Here is a 17644-nt window from a genome sequence, read left to right on the forward strand (position 1 = left end):
CGGTTCCGGGCCTGGCCGCGCCTCGGGGGAACGTGGGGCGGCTGGCGGCGTACTGGGCGCGCGCTCGCACCGCTGGCGGTCCCGAGGTCACCGAGTCCTGATTCCGCTGTCCTCGGGAACGACCACTGTCGTGAGCGACCCGGCTGAGCCCGCCACGCGGGTTGGCTGAAACGGATCCAGACCATCATTCACAGGGGCAGGTATGGGCTGGGCTTGCCGTGCCAGCTGATCCGCAGCGTGTCGCGGGCACGGGTGGCGGCAACGAACAGCAGGGAACGTGCTTTACGCTCCTCACGAGCCGCGCGCTGGTGGTCCTCCTCTCGGTAACGCTCGATCACGGCCGTGCGGGGAATGACGCCGTCGCGCACGCCGACTATCGCCAGCTTCTGGTACTCAAGTCCCTTGAACCGGTGCATGGTGCCGACGTGAACCTCGCCATCCCCTTTGGGGCCGTCCTTGGACAGTTCCGCGCAACTGATCCCGACCTGCGTCGCGAGGTAGTGCATGACCTGGCTGACCATGTCGCGTTCCGCCACGCAGACGGCCACGTCACCTCGTGGGTCGCGCCGAACTCCGTTGTCTCCGGTGGACATTTCCGCGCGCCAGCTCGTCAGGACCGCGCCGAGCCGAACCAGTTCGTCGTCCCACGATTGGCAGGCCACCAGGTCAGGGGTCGGACCAGTGAGCACCGAGCGGTAGCCGTCGAGGGTGTCGGCACCATCGTCAAGGTTGTCGTAGGAGACCTTCCGCGGGTCGACGACTCCGATCGCACGAGCGAGGATTTCCCGCGTGGTGCGGTAGCTGAGGGTCAGTCGTGTGGAACGCCCACGAATGTTGATGCCCACCGTCCCGAGGGTGACCTGGTGGTCGTAGATGCGTTGGTGGGTGTCACCCGCGATGAACAGGTCATTCGGCCTCCTCGGAACCATCGCACGCAACATCTTCCAGTGGGCGGCGCGGAGATCCTGCGCCTCGTCGACGACGACGTGCTGGTAACGGTGGCGGAGGTAGCGCCTGCCGGAACTGTCGTCCGGCTGCGCCGTGTCACCCCCGCCAACAGCCTGGTTGTTCTGCCGTTCCTCGATTCTCGCGGCCCGCTCCATCTCGAAGCGAGCGGCCCGTTCCGCCGCTTGGCCCCAGGTTTCCACACCTTCCTTCTCCAGGCGCGCCGTGAACTGTTCCAGCAGTTTCCAGACTTGGTTGCGTTCGGGGCGGGTGAGCGAACGCCCGCGGCCCGCGCGCCGGGCGTCGAAGTACGCCTTGCGGGTGTTCAATGATTGACCGAGGACTACTTGGTCCCATTCCTCCAGAAGGAATTCGGCGTTCCAGCGTTGCTCGTCGATTTCGGCGAGCATCTGCCGGAGAATGTTGAGCGCCACGGTGTCGTAGACACGTTGCCTGCTGATGCCGACGCCGCTGTTCTCACTGAGGACCCGCGCGGCGAGCTGGTCAATGTGGGTGATCTCGACGCGGTCCAGCAGTTCGGGCTCCAGCAGCGAGGCAAGGCGGGCCCGCAGGTCGGTGGTGAGGTTCTTCGTGAAGGTGGTCAGCAGGATCGGCTGGGTTGACCCTGGCGGCAACTGTTCCGCTAGGTGCTTGACCCTGTGCAGGGCGACGATGGTCTTACCGGTTCCTGGCCCCCCGGAGACGCGGGCTGGTCCGTTGTAGTGGCGGCGGACGAGCTTGGCCTGACTGGGGTGGAGGAAGATCTTCCAGGCACGGAAGTCACCCTCCTCGATCGCGGCCTTGAGATCCTCGTCGAAGGTGGTGACCGTGGTGCGCGCGACGGCCGCGCTGAGGTTGTCGGCGTAGTCGTTGCCGAGTTCGACCTCGACCTGGGCCGTGATCTCCCGACGGACGTCGTCCATCGGCATGCCCGCCGCGAGGCCGTAGAGGACGTCCTTGGACAGCAGCGGTGCGCCCGAGAGCAGCTGGTCGAGCTCACCGCTGTCGGTGACGGCGAGGGCCAGGTCGATCAGTTGCTCCGCGACGCCGAGGCCGCGCAGGTCCTCGGCGGTGATGTTGGTGAGAAGCGGGGTCAGGGGTTCGCTCGGCGTGGCTGGTGTGGTTCGGGGTCCTTCGGCTTCCACTTCGACGGGTGTGAGCGTCACGCCGGCTCGCCTCAGCACGCTTTCACCGACCACCGACAGGTCTACGAACTCGATCTCGCCGGTCACCCGGTTGACCGCGACGGACAGCTCCTCGTACACGTTCTTGCGGTGGCGGACAGCGATGACGAGCCAGTTCTCCCGTCCCCGCTCGTCAACGCCCGTCTTGGCGAGCAGCGCGCGGTAGGACTGATCGATCTTGGCACGGAAGACCCGGCGATCACCTTTGAGCGGCTTGAGGTCGAGACCAGGGTGGTCGGGGTTGTCCCGGAAGAGGTGGCAGAAGTCGTAGAACTTCGCCTTCACCGAACGGTCGAGCTTGTACAGCTCCTGTTCGGCCTTCTGGTAGAGGCTGATCCGTGCGGTCATCGGGCGGCGGTACCTTCCGCGTCGGGGAGCAGGTCGAGGAGCGAGTCGAGGTGGTCGAGCCAGTCGTGCGCGGAACGAGCCGTCCATCCGGCCTCCACGTACGCGCGATCGCGGTTCATCGCCTCCACGTCGTGATCGCCATCGGGTTCGCTGACTACGGCGACACGGACACGGGAATCGGGCCATGCGAAATCCGCCTGCCAACGCGGCTCGCCGAGTTCATGGCCGAACACAGGTGCCCGTTTGCCGTGTTCGGCCAGTAGCGCGGCAAGTCTGGTCAGCGCTGACTCCGGTTCGTCCTCCTCGAGGATTGGCAGGATTTCCTCATCCCATGAGGCGTCCCTCGGCAGACGTGCTACGCCCTGTGCGGTGACTGACAGTGCGTGGTCCGGTTCCGCGTTCTCTCGCGGCGTTGTGGGTTCGGTGGGGAGACTGAGCTTTTCCCTGCCGCCGCACACGTGGAGGGTCTCGACCGGAAATGCGGGAGCCCGGCCGGTGGTGAGTTGCACGCCGTCGCCCTCCGCATGGGAGAGGAACTGCAGCAGGTTCGTCCAGTAGAGCCAGGAACGCCAGCGAAGCTTGTTCTCGTCGGCCCGCAGCGCCTCGGCGCTGTCGTCGAGGATGGCGATGGCGCTCCAGCGTGTCTCGACCTCGGAAGCCTCGTCGTGGGTGTCGAAGGCGAAGACGAGAGGCAACCCACTCTGGTCAGTGCCACGCATGACGTGCCACGGTCCCGCGTTCGCGGAGGCCACGTCGACCTCACGTCCGGCGAGCTCGGCCCGCAGCGCTACCTCCACGCCGGCCCGATCGACTCCTTGGTGGACCGGGGTGGGTGAGGTCGCCAGCAGTCCTGCCACCAAGGCTTTGGCGCGCCGTGCCCACAGCATCGGGTCGGGACGTCGTAGGTAGGCGAGCAGGGAGCTGATCGGGTTGACGAACACGGCGTCCGCCAGCTGGGCGCGCTGTCCGCCCGAGACTTCGTAAAGTCCCTTGGCAGCGTCCTGAGCACGTCCCCGGTACGGAGGCCACACCGGCTTGGTCCGCGTGTTTCGTTGCTCGAACAGGTCGAGGTCATCCCACGTGATCTGGAAAACCACTCGTCCGTCAATGCGTAGCTGGTTGCGCTTGTCGCAGTCATCCGCCAACCGGTTGTGGCGCGGGGTCGCGTGGTAACGGTGGCCGTCCAGGTAGACAGTCACGCTGTGCCTCGGACCGTCGACCCGCTCGAACGTGAAGTCCGTGCGGGTGCGGTCCAGGTCCTGCTGCGCCGTCAAACGCCAGTTGATGACGCCGTGGGTATCCGCGAACCGGAGGTAGCCACTGGCCCGGCCATCCTCGTCCAGTGTGGCGTTCTCGTCAGTGTGAACCCATCCACGTAATGCCGCCAGGAACCGGGCCTCAAGGTCAGACTCCACCTGCTTGTCCAGGCCAATCAACCCGGTGTGCGGAACCTTCTCCACCGCCCACGTATCGGCAAGAGTCCTACCGTGGTCGTCGACGGTGCCCAGGAGGTCACCGAGGATCTCCAGGGCCTCACGACGGGAGACGATGTCCTGGTAACGCTCGTCGGTGTAACGGTGCAGGCACCGGTGGCAGGCAAGCCGGCCCTCGTCCTTGCACTGGCAGGTGAGCAGGGTCCGGCGGGCGTCGGCCAGAGTAGCCCTGAACGCAAGTGGATCGGTGAGCCTGTGCAGGTATCCCGTGCCGCCGGGCAGCCGGTCGAAGAGAACGAGGAAGTGGCGCCGCTCCCCCGTCTCCGGGTCCGGCATCGACGCCACGGTCGTGTCCAGATGTTGGGGGTCTCCACCGAAGTGCCTGTCCACGCCCAGCCGGAGGGCGGCGCGGAACGAGTACGCCTTCTCGTCGATGAGCACGGTCGCTGCGGGCAGCAGCACGCGCAGCGCCTCGGTACGCAGCTGGTGCGCGAGCAGTACCGGCACCTGCTCCACGTTCCCCTGACGTCTTCCCCGCCGAAGCGGACACCAGGGCTGGTGGTGCTTGACCTTCGGGTTGCGGGCCGCGGACGAGGTCAAGGCATCCGTGTCGTGGTCGAAGACGGGTTTCCCGTCCGCTGTCGCCGCACCGCAGCCGGTACACACATGGAATGGGCTCAGCCGAACCGGCTGCCCGGCCAGGTCGTCCTCCAGACTCCTGTCGAAACGCGTGAGACCCACATTGACACGCCGGACCGTGGCACTCCGGCAGAAGTCGACACCGAATGTCTGCGTCGCGTGGCGCCACGACGTGCCGGGCTCGATCGCGTCGAGCGGGATGTCCACCGCGTCGATGACGGTGTAGAACCGCCGGTCACGGTCGTCCTTGTCATCGCCGATCCGCGCATCCTCGCGCTTGCCCCTCGAGGTGACGGCAGCCGGCTCGACCACCCGATGCAGGCACGAGCCGTCGTCGGCGATGCGCGCGCTGCCGCACCGCGGGCAGGGTGACCGGTCCTCGACCGCGTTCTCCGTGCGCACGAAGCCACAGTCCTGGCAGAACCTCCAGTGCTGCCACTGGCGGTGGACGGTCGTGCCGATCTCCAGTCCGGTGATCTCGTGTTTGTACCCGTTGACGTAGAAGGTGTTGCCTGGCGCGAGCTCGGCCAACGCGTACCGCCGGGGCCGGTCATAGGACCGGAGTCTGGAGGTGAACCGCTCCTTCCCCGTCGCAGGGTCCGCACCCTCGGACCAGTAGAGGGTGGCGTTCAGCGTGGTCACGGTGTCGATCAGGGCGTAGTTCGGCAGTAGCCCGAGATCGCACATCGCGTTCTGCGCGGGCGTCATGCCATGCTCAAGCAGGCGTTTGCCGACCGCCCGCCGTTCGGCGTCGAGTTCGGCTTTCTGGCGCGCCTGCTCAGGATCGGACTCGTGCAGCTCACCGTGGGCTTCGTCAATCATCCGCAGGCGCGTACGCAGAATGTCCTCGTTGCGCCGCCAGCCGCGTTCAGCCTCCTCCACGGCGCTCCGCAGCCCCCTCGTCGCATAGGACCGCAGGTCGGCCTGTGCCTCCTCGTTCACCCCTGCCGGGAAGAGTGCCAGAAACCCCTCGACGAGCTGTTCTCCTTGGGCGAGGGCCACCTCTACCAGGTCAGCGAGGTATCCGGAAGGACCGAACAGCGCGGGAGCCTGTCGCGGCAGAGCACGCAGCGGAACACCGTCGCCCCGCAGCAGACGACCCCGAGCGGCGAGGTCCAGCACGTGTGCCAGGTACTGACGACGCAGGATCTCGATCGCGGAGAGGTGACATCCGGGTGGCAGGACCCGCCCGTCGATCATTTCCCTGGGCTGGTCCAGGAAGTAAAGGTCGCGGCGGCTGCGGTCGGCAATCGTCAGCAGGAAGGCGTTCCCGGTACGGCGGCCCGCACGGCCGACCTGCTGCGCGTAGCTGGCCGGGCGGCGCGGCAACGCCGCCAGCACGACGGCCGACAGGTCACCGATGTCGATACCCATTTCCAGTGTGGGCGTGCACGACAGCACGTTGGGATCCTTGAATCCGGATCCGTGTTTGAACGCCGCCTCCACCCGCTCACGCTCAGGTCGGCTGAGCATGCCGGTGTGCTCGGCGGTGATGACCTGGTATGTGCCGGCCCGCCGGTACAGCCGCCGGTAGTAGTCACCACGGTAGTCGCGATCCCGCTGGTGAATGCCCAGCTCGGCAGGACGGTCCCCGGCGACGAGACGGCCGGTGCGGCAGCGGTAGGAAGGGCAGGGCTGGCCGTGCCACTGCTCCAACAGTGACGGGTGCACCGTCTGCTCCCAGGAACACACGGGGCAACGTACGAACGCCGTGTTCACCTCGTCGTCGGTCAACAACCGGATGTCGATGTGCCCCGGTCGCAGGCCGTAGATCCGGGCCGAGCTGTCCTTGGGCGTGCCGACCGACAGCAGACCGGCGGTGGCGAGCCCGGGCAGCAGCCGTCCCCAGAACGCCGGAACCTGCTCGCGCGGCAGCTCCAGGCACCGCTGCGCCCAACGCTCATACCAGGACAGGCGCCCAGTAGCGAAGTCGAACTCACTGGCGGCCTTGGGATGACCGAGCAGAAACCTCGGGGCCCCCACGCCCTTCGGGAACGCCCGCATCCCTGGCGGCCGGCCACCCCAGACGTGGTACCGACTGGTGCCCGCTTCCCGCAGGTACCCTTCCAGCCACCGGTGCTTGATCGCGCCACGAGTCCGCAACCGCTCGAGGAGTACGCGCAGAAACGCCAGGTATCGCCGGTCATCCTGCTCGTCAAAAACCAGACCGCCTCCTTGGCTCTCAAGGTGCGCGGCCTTGACGAGCTCCACCGCCGCGGCGGTGTCAGGGATTCGTACCTGGGCGGCGGCGGTGCGTGTCAGCTCGAGGGTACGGCCGTTGCGCGACCGGAAGCCGAACTCCATCAACGCTTCGAAAGCGAGCCGCTCGCCGACTAACCGCCAGGTCCTGAGATCACCACCTCGCCCCTGCCCCGAGAGCAGCCGTTCCACCCCCCGGTGGTCGTGCAGGTCGGTTGGTACGACAGCGCTCAAGGTCCTCGGATCGGTGGTCGCCGCGACAACGTCGGCGATCAGGTCGTTCAGGGAGGTCGGCCGTTCCTCGGACAGGTGCTTCTTCAGCAGCGCACGCAGGGAGAACGTGTACGAACGACTGGCGACGAACCCCGCCCGGTGCGCGGCGTCCTGCACCGAGTCGTTGAACATCAACGTCTTGTCCTCGGCCTGGTCCTCGTCGAGCTCTCCGCCGGTGAAGAGCTGGGTGACCGATGCCGCCGCGAGGGCCGCGGCGCCAGTTCCGAGATACCGGATCGCGTTGCGCTCTCCGCATGCCGGGCACCAGTCCTCAGCGGCCGCGGTGTTGGCGGTTTCGCCGACGTTGACCAGAACGAAGGTCGAGTCGCACGCTGTCAGACGTGGTTCCCCCGTCGCCTGTTCGTAGTCCTTCGTCGGGCTGGGCGGTCTCAGGCGACGTTCCGGGCCGTCCAGCACCCGCACGAATCCACCCGCGCCGTGGGCGAGTGCACCCTTGTCCCTGCTGGGTCGGGCCGCTACGGCCGTCGGTGCGATGCCGGAGCCGTCACGCGCTTCTCGGTCGGTCGCGGCGATCAGGTTGCGGACCCTGATCTTGTCCTGACTGGTCGAGGCTCGCCGGATCTTGTGACTGTCGAACTCCACCACTTGGTCGTCGCTCTCGGGGGAGAACACCGCCCATCCGGAACGCCCGCAGTCGCGGCAGTAGATCGCGGGGAGGAACAGGTTCGCGGACTGCCCGGATGTCGCGACCGTCATCGGAGCGGTACGGCCATGGCTCGCGCCCTGCGCGTCGTTCGTGCCGGCTGTGTCCCACCGGAACTCCGCCTTCGGCCAGGGCAACACGCCACGGACGAGCCGGGACACCGAGCGGGCCCACTGGTGTACCTCGACATGCGCGAACGGACGCGATCGTTCTGGAGTGGATTCGGGGTCACGCGCCATCGAGAGCAGCCCCACGAACCGCGCAAGAGCTTTGGCCGCCACCTCCGGATGACGGGTGATCGCCTGGACCCACGACTGGGCGCCAGTACGCCACATCATGTCCAGGATCTCGGAGCCCGTCCGAACCACACCGTCCAGCGACCGTAGGACCGCCGAGGTGAGCATGTGCTTCTTGAGGTTCGCCCCGAGTACGAACGGGTTCAGATCTCGTGTTCCGGTGACCGCCTCGACCAGATCCGCCAACGCCTCCTCATCGGTCCCCGGGTCAGGCAGGGCGGCGAGCTGCTCGGGCAGGGGGAACGGAAGGACCGGATCGAAATCCTGGACGGGGATGAACTCGTCGACCGGCTGCCGGTTCTCGCCGATCACCGCGTCGGAGGTGAACTCGGTACCGAAGACCTGCGTGGCGACGTCGAGTAGGGTGCTGGTGTCGGCGCCGATATCGGAGACCAAGGTCGCGGAGGTGGCCACCGGGCAGATGCGGCCGAGTGGACGAGCGGGCTCGGGTGTCCCGACAGCGGCAGCCAGCCGACGCAGCAGCATCGCCACATCCGTGCCCTGCGCGCCGTCGTAGGTGTGGAACTCGTCCACGACGACGTAGCGAACGTCCGCCCCGGCCCACAGCGGAGCGTCCGAGGAACGTTGCAGCAGCAGGTCCAGCATCTTGTAGTTGGTGATGAGGATGTCGGGCGGCGAGAGCCACATGTCCGAGCGGCGGGTGTGGACTTTCTCGTACTTGATCGCGGCTCGTTCACCGATGTACAGACCCGCGTGCAGCCCGCTCAGCGTCTCGTGCTCGAGAAGCAGGGTGTTGAGACGGTGCGCCTGGTCCGTGGCGAGAGCGTTCATCGGGTACAGGAAGACCGCTTTGATCCCGTCGTGGCCGGCGGCCTTCTCCCGCACGCAGTGGTCAAGGATCGGGTAGAGGAAGGCCTCGGTCTTGCCAGAGCCAGTGCCCGTGGTGATGACGGTGGGCCTCGGGGTTCGACCAGCCGAGGAGCTGAGCCGCGCGAAGGCCTCCGCCTGGTGGGCGTACGGCGTCCAACCATCCTCGCGCTTCCAGTCCAGCAGCTCCCGCCAGCTGGAATCCGCGGTCCGGAAGGGCGTGCGGACGCGCAGGAACGGGCCGCGGAACATGCCGGAGGTCTCATCCCCGAGGAACCGGTGCAGCGACTCGCGTGCGCCCTCGTCGCTGAGGGCGTAGGTTGTCGACAGGTACTGCAGCAGGCTTTCCTTGAGCCCACGTGCTTCGAGCGTCGGCCTCACGTCTGCGGCACCTCCTGGCGGGCCGGGTCCCACTCGCCCCGCGCGACGGCGGCGTCAAGACGCGCCTGGAACACGGCGTGCGCTTCCCGCATCTCCGTCTCGCGATCGGCCTTGTGGAACGGAGCCGTGTACCCCTCCGGCACCGGGACGGTATCCGGAGCGGCCCGGTACGCCTCGAACTGGGCCCAAGACTCCTTCGACTGCCGCTGACCGGAGGTGCGGGGGTTGCCCGCCAGCTTCCAACCGTCGGCGTCGAACCAGGTCACAGCCTCGTACTTCCGCAGCACGGGGAAGCGGCCCCGGTAGGCGGCGATGAGGGCGTCCGCGTCCATGCCGAGCCAGACGGCCACCAGGGCGTCGATCTCGACCAACGCGGAACGACGTGCCCGCTCGGATCGCAGCGGAGTATCCGGCCGCCACTCCGGCCCAACGTCGTGCAATGGCTGAAGACCCGGCCAGTCGTACACCCAGCCTTCAGCCTGACTCCAGACGGGTGAATACAACTCAGCCCACAGTCGACTATAGGCATTCGTGAGGCAGTTGAGCCGCAAGGTTCTGAGCAGCAATGCTGAAGCAAGTGGGTGTTCCGACGATGGCGCGGGTAGACGCCCAGCACGACCGACATCGAGGTGGCGAGTACCGGTCGCGCGCAGCAGATAGTCAACCGGAAGCGCCGCCCACATTCCCGCCACAAGCGCTGTCGTCAGGTTCGACGAAATCCAGGAACTGCGAACGACGTTCGCATGTGCCGGGCCGGGAGGGATGAGCGCGGCGTACAAACTGCGCTCAGTGTTCGGTGCCACCATCTCACGCCACGCGAGGCGGTAGAAAGCAGTGTATCGGCGTCGGGCTCTACTGACGAGCAACGCGTCTATCCTGTCGGCAGTAGCGTCTCCCCCGGCTTTCGAGATCTGCTGCCGTGCACGAGTGATTGCTTTCTCGTCCACTCGAAGACGCGAGAGGGCACGATCGTCAACCCAGCGGCCCTGCGCCGCTAGGTATTCGCGTGTCATCCCCTCTACCCGCACGTACTCAGTATCAGGCACGAAGTCCGGAGGTAGCTTGACGAGATCCACACCGCTTGGGTCGTTGCTGTTGGCGTCGTGCCGCTTGAACACCGGGGTGGCGACGCCCAACTGGATTCCTTTGAGGATCACCCTGCGCCAGCTGTCAGGCTGGTACTCCTGCCCGGTGGCAGCATCTCGACGATTGTAGTCGATGAGGCCCTCTTTCTTGGCTCCGCTCTCGTGATAGCCAGGACTGATTTGCGGCGACAAGGCTCCCAGTCGTAGCGGGTAGTCAGCGAGGGCCTGAATGGCCGTCGCTTCCGCCGTGCTGACCGGGAACAGCAGGCGAGCCTGTTCAACCGGCTCATCCTCCTGGTCCAGCAGACGTTGCCAGACGGCGAGTTGGTCCAGGTCGACTGGAACGACCCGGCTCCTGTGCGGCCGCTCGTCGAACTCGCCGTTGCGGTAACGTATTCCCGGCACCTCGCCCGATCCGTCATGCTGAGCCGAGTACCGAAGTGCATCCGCCGAGACCAACCACGACAGGTGGTCGAACCTGATCTCTCCCGGGCGACCGTAGATATGCACACCAAAGTGAGCAACGTCCCCGACCGGCCGAGGAAAGAACCGTTGGCCCGCGTTGACGAAGTCCCCATGTATTCGGAGTCGTCGATAGGCAGCCTCTCGAATTTTCCCCTCCTTGTCACCAGTGAAGTGAGTACCCGGGTGGACCAGCCCCGCCGTTCCCGCCCCCGAGGCGTGGGCCCACACCTGGGACATGAACGCCCGGTACAGGTCCGGCTGAGTACCGACCAGGAGGGGGTAGACCTGCGGCGAGCCGAACAGGGCGACCTGGCCTGTCGTGTTGGTCAGTTCGCCGAGCACGTACTCGAGTACGCGTGAATCCCGAAGGAGCTCATCGGTGCGACGCTTCTTTTCCCCGGTGGGCGCCTCTTTGTCCAACTCGAACCACGGCTCGTGCTCGGCAAGGACGGCGGACTCGTTCCACCGGGGTCGTACCCACGGCGGGTTTCCGACCTGGAGGTCGAAACCGCCGCCCTGCGCGAACACGAGCGCGAACTCCAGTTCCCAGTGCAGAAAGCCCTGTTGTGTCGCGATGTCCCGAACCGTGTGCAACCAGGGGAACCGCTGCTCCGGGTCCGCCGTGTCCATCCCCATGTACGACGGTAGGACGGCCTCGAAGTCCTTCAGATCATCCAGGTTGTTGAACTGGCTGATGATCTCGTCCTCATGCACGTCCCCGGTGCCGAGCATCGCCTCCAGGAAGTCCAACCAGTCGTCGAGGCCCTGCAACGGGATGGTGTTCCGCAACGAAGCGGCTTTCGGCTTCGCCTTCGGCGAAGACCTCGGCTTGACCCTGGTGGTCTCGACGATCAGTTCACCCTCTGGCCGCGGCTCCAGGTCCGCGAGCGAGGTCTGCTCAGGCCCCACGGCGAACAACGCGAAGCGCTCCTCGACCTGGGGCCAGGACGTCTTCGCGACTGGCGTTTCACCCAGCAGCGCGGTGACCGCCATGGCGTCCACGGTGCCTGTTTCCTCGTACGCCCCGTCCGTGCCGTCGAGCAACGCGACCTTGTCGACCGGCCAGAACCACAACGCGCACCAGGCGTCCATCACGGTCTTCAGCCGCCAGTAGGGTGTGTCGACGGCGTTGAAAAGGTCCTCGAAGACCTGCTCCTTGGGCACGGCGTGCTCCGGCCGACGGAGGAAGCCGTACTCGGGATCGGCCGGGTCGGCGCCCCAGACGTCGATCCGGCGCGCGATCGCCTGTTCGGAGATCTCCATCCTCTTGATGACGAGCGCCCACAGGAACTCCACTCGCCTGGCGACGTCACGCAGCCGGGTGAACTGTGAGCGGGCCTCGGGCTGCGGTCTGCCGTTCCTGAGCTTGGGTTCGCCCGTCTTCTTGTTCAGGTGCGCCGTGCTGCGCTTCGGTCGCTGCAGGATGCCCTTCTTCCACGCCGCGAGCTGCCGCGCCTCGCTTCCCGCCAGTTTCTTGGCCTCGCCTGCCCCGGCGATCGCCGCCCATCCGGGGTTCGGTAGGAGGAACTGGTGCACCGCGTCTGGTGGCAGCGGCTGCTCCACGCCGTCCTTCAGGAACGGCAGCGGGGTCGGCGCCAGCCCGCCCTTCGACTTCAGCCATGCCTTCGTCTCCGAAACGTCGTCCCCGGCGTAGACCGCGCGTCGCCCGCCGATGAGCGAGTTGCCCCGTCGAAGGTGCAGGCCGAACCAGGGCGCCCGCATACCGGGATGCATGGTGTTCAGCCACAACGACACCTCGGCGAGCTCGACGCCGGTCGCGTTCAGGTCCACGCCGTACGCGTTGTGCAACGCGATGTACGCCTTGACCTTCTGCTTCTCGGTCAGGGCATCGGCCGGCGGGATGGAGACCCCGAGTTCGTCCTGCCGTCGCCGCAGGTATTCCTCGGCGACCTGGTTGATCGCCTCGTTGAGGAACGCGCCGGATCCGAGTGCCGGCTCGCAGATCTTGTACGTCAACAGCTCCGCGGCGCGCGTTGTGATCGTGTTTCCCTCAGCGTCCCGCTGCTGGTCGAGCCGATGCTTCAGCGCGAGCTCGACCGTGACCTTGGTGAGCGACTCGGGCGTGTAGTACGAGGCGGATGTCTCCCGGTCGCGTCCGGCCAACCGGTAGACGAACGTGCCAGCCGGGTAGCGCTTCGGACCGCGAAGACCTCGGTGTGCGTCGTGTTCGTCGTAGGTGACGAGCGTGCTTTCCGGGTAGTCGGTCTGCCGGCGGGCGGGGATCAGCCACGATCCCTTGTCCGGGTCTCCTCCCTTGGCGACCTCGCACAGCTCCTCTTCGGCGATGATCCCGGTGTAGGACATCAGGCCCTCATAGACGGCGCCGAGCTGGTTGATGCCCAGGTTGCGGTAGGAGATGAATCCCCCTCGGTCGCCGCGCCGGGTGGCCTTCTTCATCGTCAGCAGCCGCAGGACCTCGTGCAACGCGGAGTTGCGCAGCCGGAGGTCCAGGAAGGTGCTGCTGTTCTCGGCACCGCGCGGATCGCTGACGCCTCGGCCGATCAGCCGAATGGCTGTTGGCTCGAACAGTTCGCTGCGCAGCGGCTCGAAGCGCAGGCCACGGTCTTCGCTTCGGCGTTCCGCCTTCGACTTCCGGGTTATCTCGTCGTCGCCGGGCAGGTCGTCGTCGGACTCCGTGCCGTAGGGCCGGTGCCCGTTGTTGACCTTGTCGAAGAGGACGTGCAGCGATTCGAAGAGGTGAAAGCCGTTCCTCGCTTCCTCCTCGACGAGCTGCTCGTCGCGCTCGACGAGCTCGCGCAGCCGGGCGACCGAGTAGCCGGCCTCGTACGAACCATCGTCCGCGGGAAGGATGCCCAGCTCGGGTCGGGCTTCGGCGTACAGCAGGAACAGAATGCGATAGAGGTAGCGCAGCGTCTCCCGGGTGAGCTCTTTGGCGAACGGGATCCGGGCGTCCTCGACCTGCCGTGGTTCGATGCCGGCCGCATCCAGCCGTGCGAGCACCTCATTGGCGATGATCTCCACCGAGCGCTGGAGACCTTCGCGGAGCTCTCCCGAGACTCCGACCGCGTTGTCGGTCGACGCCTTGAGTAACACGTCGATCAGTGGACCCGTGCCGTCCCCGCCAGGAGCCAGCATCTCGTGGCTGAACAGTGCGGCAGCGGTCGCGAGTTCGCCGAGTTGCCTGCGGTCGTTGCGCTCCAACGCCGCGTCCAGGTTCACGGCGAGGAAACGGCCCTCGGCCCACGCCTGTCGGTCGGCGAGCACGATGACTCCGCCGCACAGCATGATCACGAAGCGCGGTGGCGCGCCGCCAGCCTCCTCCAGCTCGCTCTGGAACAACCAGGTGGCGAGGGCCGGTCCTGTCTCGTACGACTCGCTCGCGCCCAGCCGCAACGGATGTAGCAGTCGGCCCGGGCCGTCGGTGTCGAGGGCCGAGTCGGTGATGGCGGTCCAGCCGCATTCGATCACGACGATCCCGTCGTCGTGCCAGGCGGTCTCGACGACGTGTTCGCGGCCGGCCCGGTAGACCGTCAGCTGGGTGGGGCCTTCCACGTAGCCGAGGGCAGCGAGAACCTTCTGGTGCCAGACGCCGAGTCTTTTCACCCATTCCGGGTTGTTGTGGGTGCGCAGCCGCGCGGCGCACTCGTCGTCGTCGGCCGCGTCCTGCTCCGCGCACTCGGCGAAGTAGGTGCGGACTCCTTCGCCCAGGTAGTCGCCGCGGAGATCCCGCAGCTTCTGCCTCGGTGTCCTGCGCTGGTCGTGCTCGTCGCTCTCCCGCAGTGACCAGGTGGCTAGGAGCCCCTTCTTGAGATCCACGCCCAGCTGGTCCGCGAAGTAGTGCGCGGAGAAGTACTCGCCCCGGTTGGTGAAGGAGTCGAAGACGGTGCTCATCGGGTGGTGCCTCCCACGGCGGACAGCGGCTCGAGGACGGCGAGCAGGCGCAGCATCGGTGCTCCGGACGTCCGCAACGACGAGATGAGGGTTTCGCGCCGACTCGCGGTGAGCCTGACGCCGTGTTCGCCCCCTCGGCCGGCAGCGAATAGCGCCTCCTGCTGCCATTGCCGCACGCGCCTGCTGTAGGGCTCGAGAACCCGGTCGATGCGCTCCGCGTACTCGTTCTCCCGAAGCACCAGGTACCGTTCGGCTTCCTCGACCGCCTGTGGGACAAGGCGCTGCAGCCCGTCCCGGTCCTGCGGTGTAGCACGGCCAGGCATGCGCGGTCCCACACCGCACAGTTCCAGGAACTCCGCGTTCATGGGCACTACCTCGGGCCTGTCGGGTAGACCGAGTACGGCCATCCACTCGACAACGGTCGGCCTCCCGAGGGCATTGGAGTAGATCCCCTGGACGAGGAAGACCGGGCCGTCCAGGTGCTCGTGGGGTGTGTAGGCCATAACGAACGCCTCGTCGTGGCGGACTGAGGCGAGAGCCTTGTCCGTCACCCAGTCCAGCACGGGGTGGACATCGGACACGTAGCTGACGTTGGGCCACAGCGTCGTCGACGAGTCACGCGCCGCCCTCAGCCGCTGCTCCGCCAGCTTCTTGGAGAAGGTGATGCGTAGGCGGCCTGGCCTCGCCGAGGTCGGCAGGATGCCCTGTTCATCGAGATAGGACTTGGGCAGCGCCTTGAACCGGTACCGCAGGTCAGTCGGTGGTTCGAAGGCGATGGTGCCGTCCTCGTCACGACGCAGCGCCAGGTCATCCTCCGGACGGGTCGGGCAGATGTGGCGCAACGCTTCGTCGAAGTACGCGGCTGTGGACTCGAAGACTGACGGGACTGTCGCGAGGGGGACCTCGGCGTTGTCAGGTTTCGCGCCCACGTTCCCCAGCAGGTTGGCGAGGAAGCCGGCGCTGCCCTGGCGTGACTGCCTGATCGAGGTCTCGACGGTGCGACCAGCGAGGAGGTCCCTGGTGAGACGGTTGTCCTCTTCCTGAGCCCGGTACAGTCCGGTGACCGCCTCAGCCGATCCTTCGATCTTGTGGGCCTCCTCCTCCCGCCGGAGTAGTTTGGCGCCGACCAGCCGGTCATCGAGTGGGAGGATCTCACTGGTCTCCTCGTCCTCGCGCCACTCGATGTCGCTGGTGAGGACGAGTGCGCGGAACTCGGGGGGCTGCTGCTGACCGTAGCGGTCGATGCGTCCGTTGCGCTGCTCGATGCGGATCAACGACCACGGCAGGTCGTAGTGGATGAGCTGGTTGCACTGTTGGTGCAGGTTGACGCCTTCGGAGGCGACATCGCCGGTGAACAGGATGCGGGCCGGATCGTCCCGCAGACCGAACTTCTCGACGATCTTCTTCTGCTCGTCCTCGCCGGTGGCCTCACCGTGCATCACCTGCACGACACCTCCGTAGCCCAGCCACGGCTTGTTCTTGTCGTCGCTCCCGCCCCGAGGGAATCCCAGCTGCGCCGGTACGACCTCGGCGAGCCACTTCAACGTCGCGATGCGCTCCGAGAAGACCACGACACGCCTCGTCGACCCAGGGCCGACCTCGAGTTCCTTGAGCACCGCCACAAGTTTCGCCAGCTTCGAGGAATCAGCGTCCCCGATCTGGGCGGCGAGGTGGTCGAGATCCGCCAATGCCGCCCGCTCGGTCTCGCTGGGAGTCTCGGCCCTGGTCAACGTGCGCAGCCGCGACCCGATCGTTTCCCGCAACGCGCGGTGGGAGGAGAGGAATGATTTGAACAGGGTGTACGGGAAGAGCTGGTGAGCGCTGGCTGAGTCGACCGTGCGGTCGCGCGGAAGCCAGCGGGAGGCGAGCTCCTCGAGGACCGCGTCTTCCTTGCTCGTCGCCCTGGCTTCCACCGACAGCGACGGTCCCCGGTCGGCCCAGGCGCCCTTGAGCGAGTCACGCACTTCCCCGGAGGTCTTCGTCCTACGGATGTAGAGGTGCTCAAGGTTCTTCACGTCGTAGTTCGACGGGTTCGCGATCGCGGCCTCGTCCAACAGCGCGATCAGTTCGGCGAAGGACTCGGCGTTCCCGTTGTGCGGGGTCGCGGAGGCGAGGAGCAGGGCATCGGTACGGCGGGCGAGCAACTTGGCGAGCGCGTTGTTGCGCGTACCACGGTTGACCAGGTTGTGGGACTCGTCGATGACGACCGCATCCCAGTTGGTACTACCCAGGTGGTGCGCGTAGACGTCACTTTTCAACGTATCCACCGAGATGATGGAACGCTTGAAGTAGGCGAAGGGATTGCGCCCGGCCGGTATGTCCTGCTGAATCCGCTGGATGCCGGTCGAGTCCAGCCGGATCAGTGGGATGGAGAATCGGGTCCACAGCTCACGTTGAAACTGCTCTAGAACGTGGGCGGGGGTTACCACGAGGATTCGCTCGCCACGTCCACGGCGAATGAGCTCGGCGAGCAGGAGACCGATCTCCAAGGTCTTGCCCAGGCCCACGACGTCCGCGATGAGGATGCGGGGCTGCGGGTTCTGTGCCGACAGCGCAAGCTCCGCTGGACGCAACTGATGGGTCTGTTTGTCCATTAGGAAGCTGTCAGCGAGCGCGAGCCCGTGCTCTGTCTGCGGCAAGGCGGTCTTGCGGATCGCCGCCTCCAGGTAGAGGCGCGCCCGGCGATGGTTGGGGGAGTCGTCGGCGACCAACCGGGTTTTTCTCGGGTCGAGCACTTCGATACCGGACGGCTTTTCGAGCTTCTCGTAGAAGACGGCGTCAGTTCCTCGAACGAACGGGGAGACGCCGGTAACCTCGAGCATCCAGCCGTCGTGTCGAGTGTTGCTGACCTTCTTCACCAGCCACTGCTCATCGCGGATCCGCACCTGCGCGCCGGGCGCGTACCTCGCGGTGGCCTGAGGGACCTCCCGCACCGCTTCGATCTCATCAGCGACGAGGTCCCGGCTATCTTCCCACCCGGCGATCCCGGTCAATCGAACTCCATTCATCAACTCGCCCGTCCCGCCCGCGC

The 17644-nt window shown here is 66.5% G+C and carries 4 protein-coding genes; all 4 read right to left on the minus strand.

The features are described 5' to 3' along the window. Positions 1–188: 188 nt before the first annotated feature. From G443_RS04085 to G443_RS04100, 4 genes are read right to left on the minus strand one after another with little or no spacing between them, the layout of a single operon-like run. Positions 189–2477 carry a UvrD-helicase domain-containing protein gene (locus G443_RS04085; RefSeq protein ID WP_026417971.1) on the minus strand — a complete coding sequence of 763 codons (2289 nt, stop codon included), beginning with the start codon at positions 2475–2477 and terminating at the stop codon, positions 189–191. Next, positions 2474–9190, minus strand: coding sequence for a DEAD/DEAH box helicase (locus G443_RS04090; protein WP_026417970.1), 6717 nt, complete (start codon positions 9188–9190; stop codon positions 2474–2476). Before G443_RS04090 ends, G443_RS04085 begins: the two co-directional genes overlap by 4 nt. Further along, on the minus strand, positions 9187–14613 hold the full coding sequence (locus G443_RS04095; protein WP_026417969.1) for a hypothetical protein: 5427 nt from the start codon (positions 14611–14613) through the stop codon (positions 9187–9189). The genes G443_RS04090 and G443_RS04095 overlap by 4 nt, the downstream gene beginning before the upstream one ends. Then, positions 14610–17606 (minus strand): DEAD/DEAH box helicase, encoded by a 2997-nt coding sequence (locus tag G443_RS04100; protein WP_245588724.1) that lies wholly within the window; start codon positions 17604–17606, stop codon positions 14610–14612. The genes G443_RS04095 and G443_RS04100 overlap by 4 nt, the downstream gene beginning before the upstream one ends. Positions 17607–17644 lie beyond the last annotated feature (38 nt).

Origin of the sequence: Actinoalloteichus caeruleus DSM 43889, assembly GCF_000429185.2 — a bacterium.
Classification (GTDB): Bacteria; Actinomycetota; Actinomycetes; order Mycobacteriales; family Pseudonocardiaceae; genus Actinoalloteichus_B; species Actinoalloteichus_B caeruleus.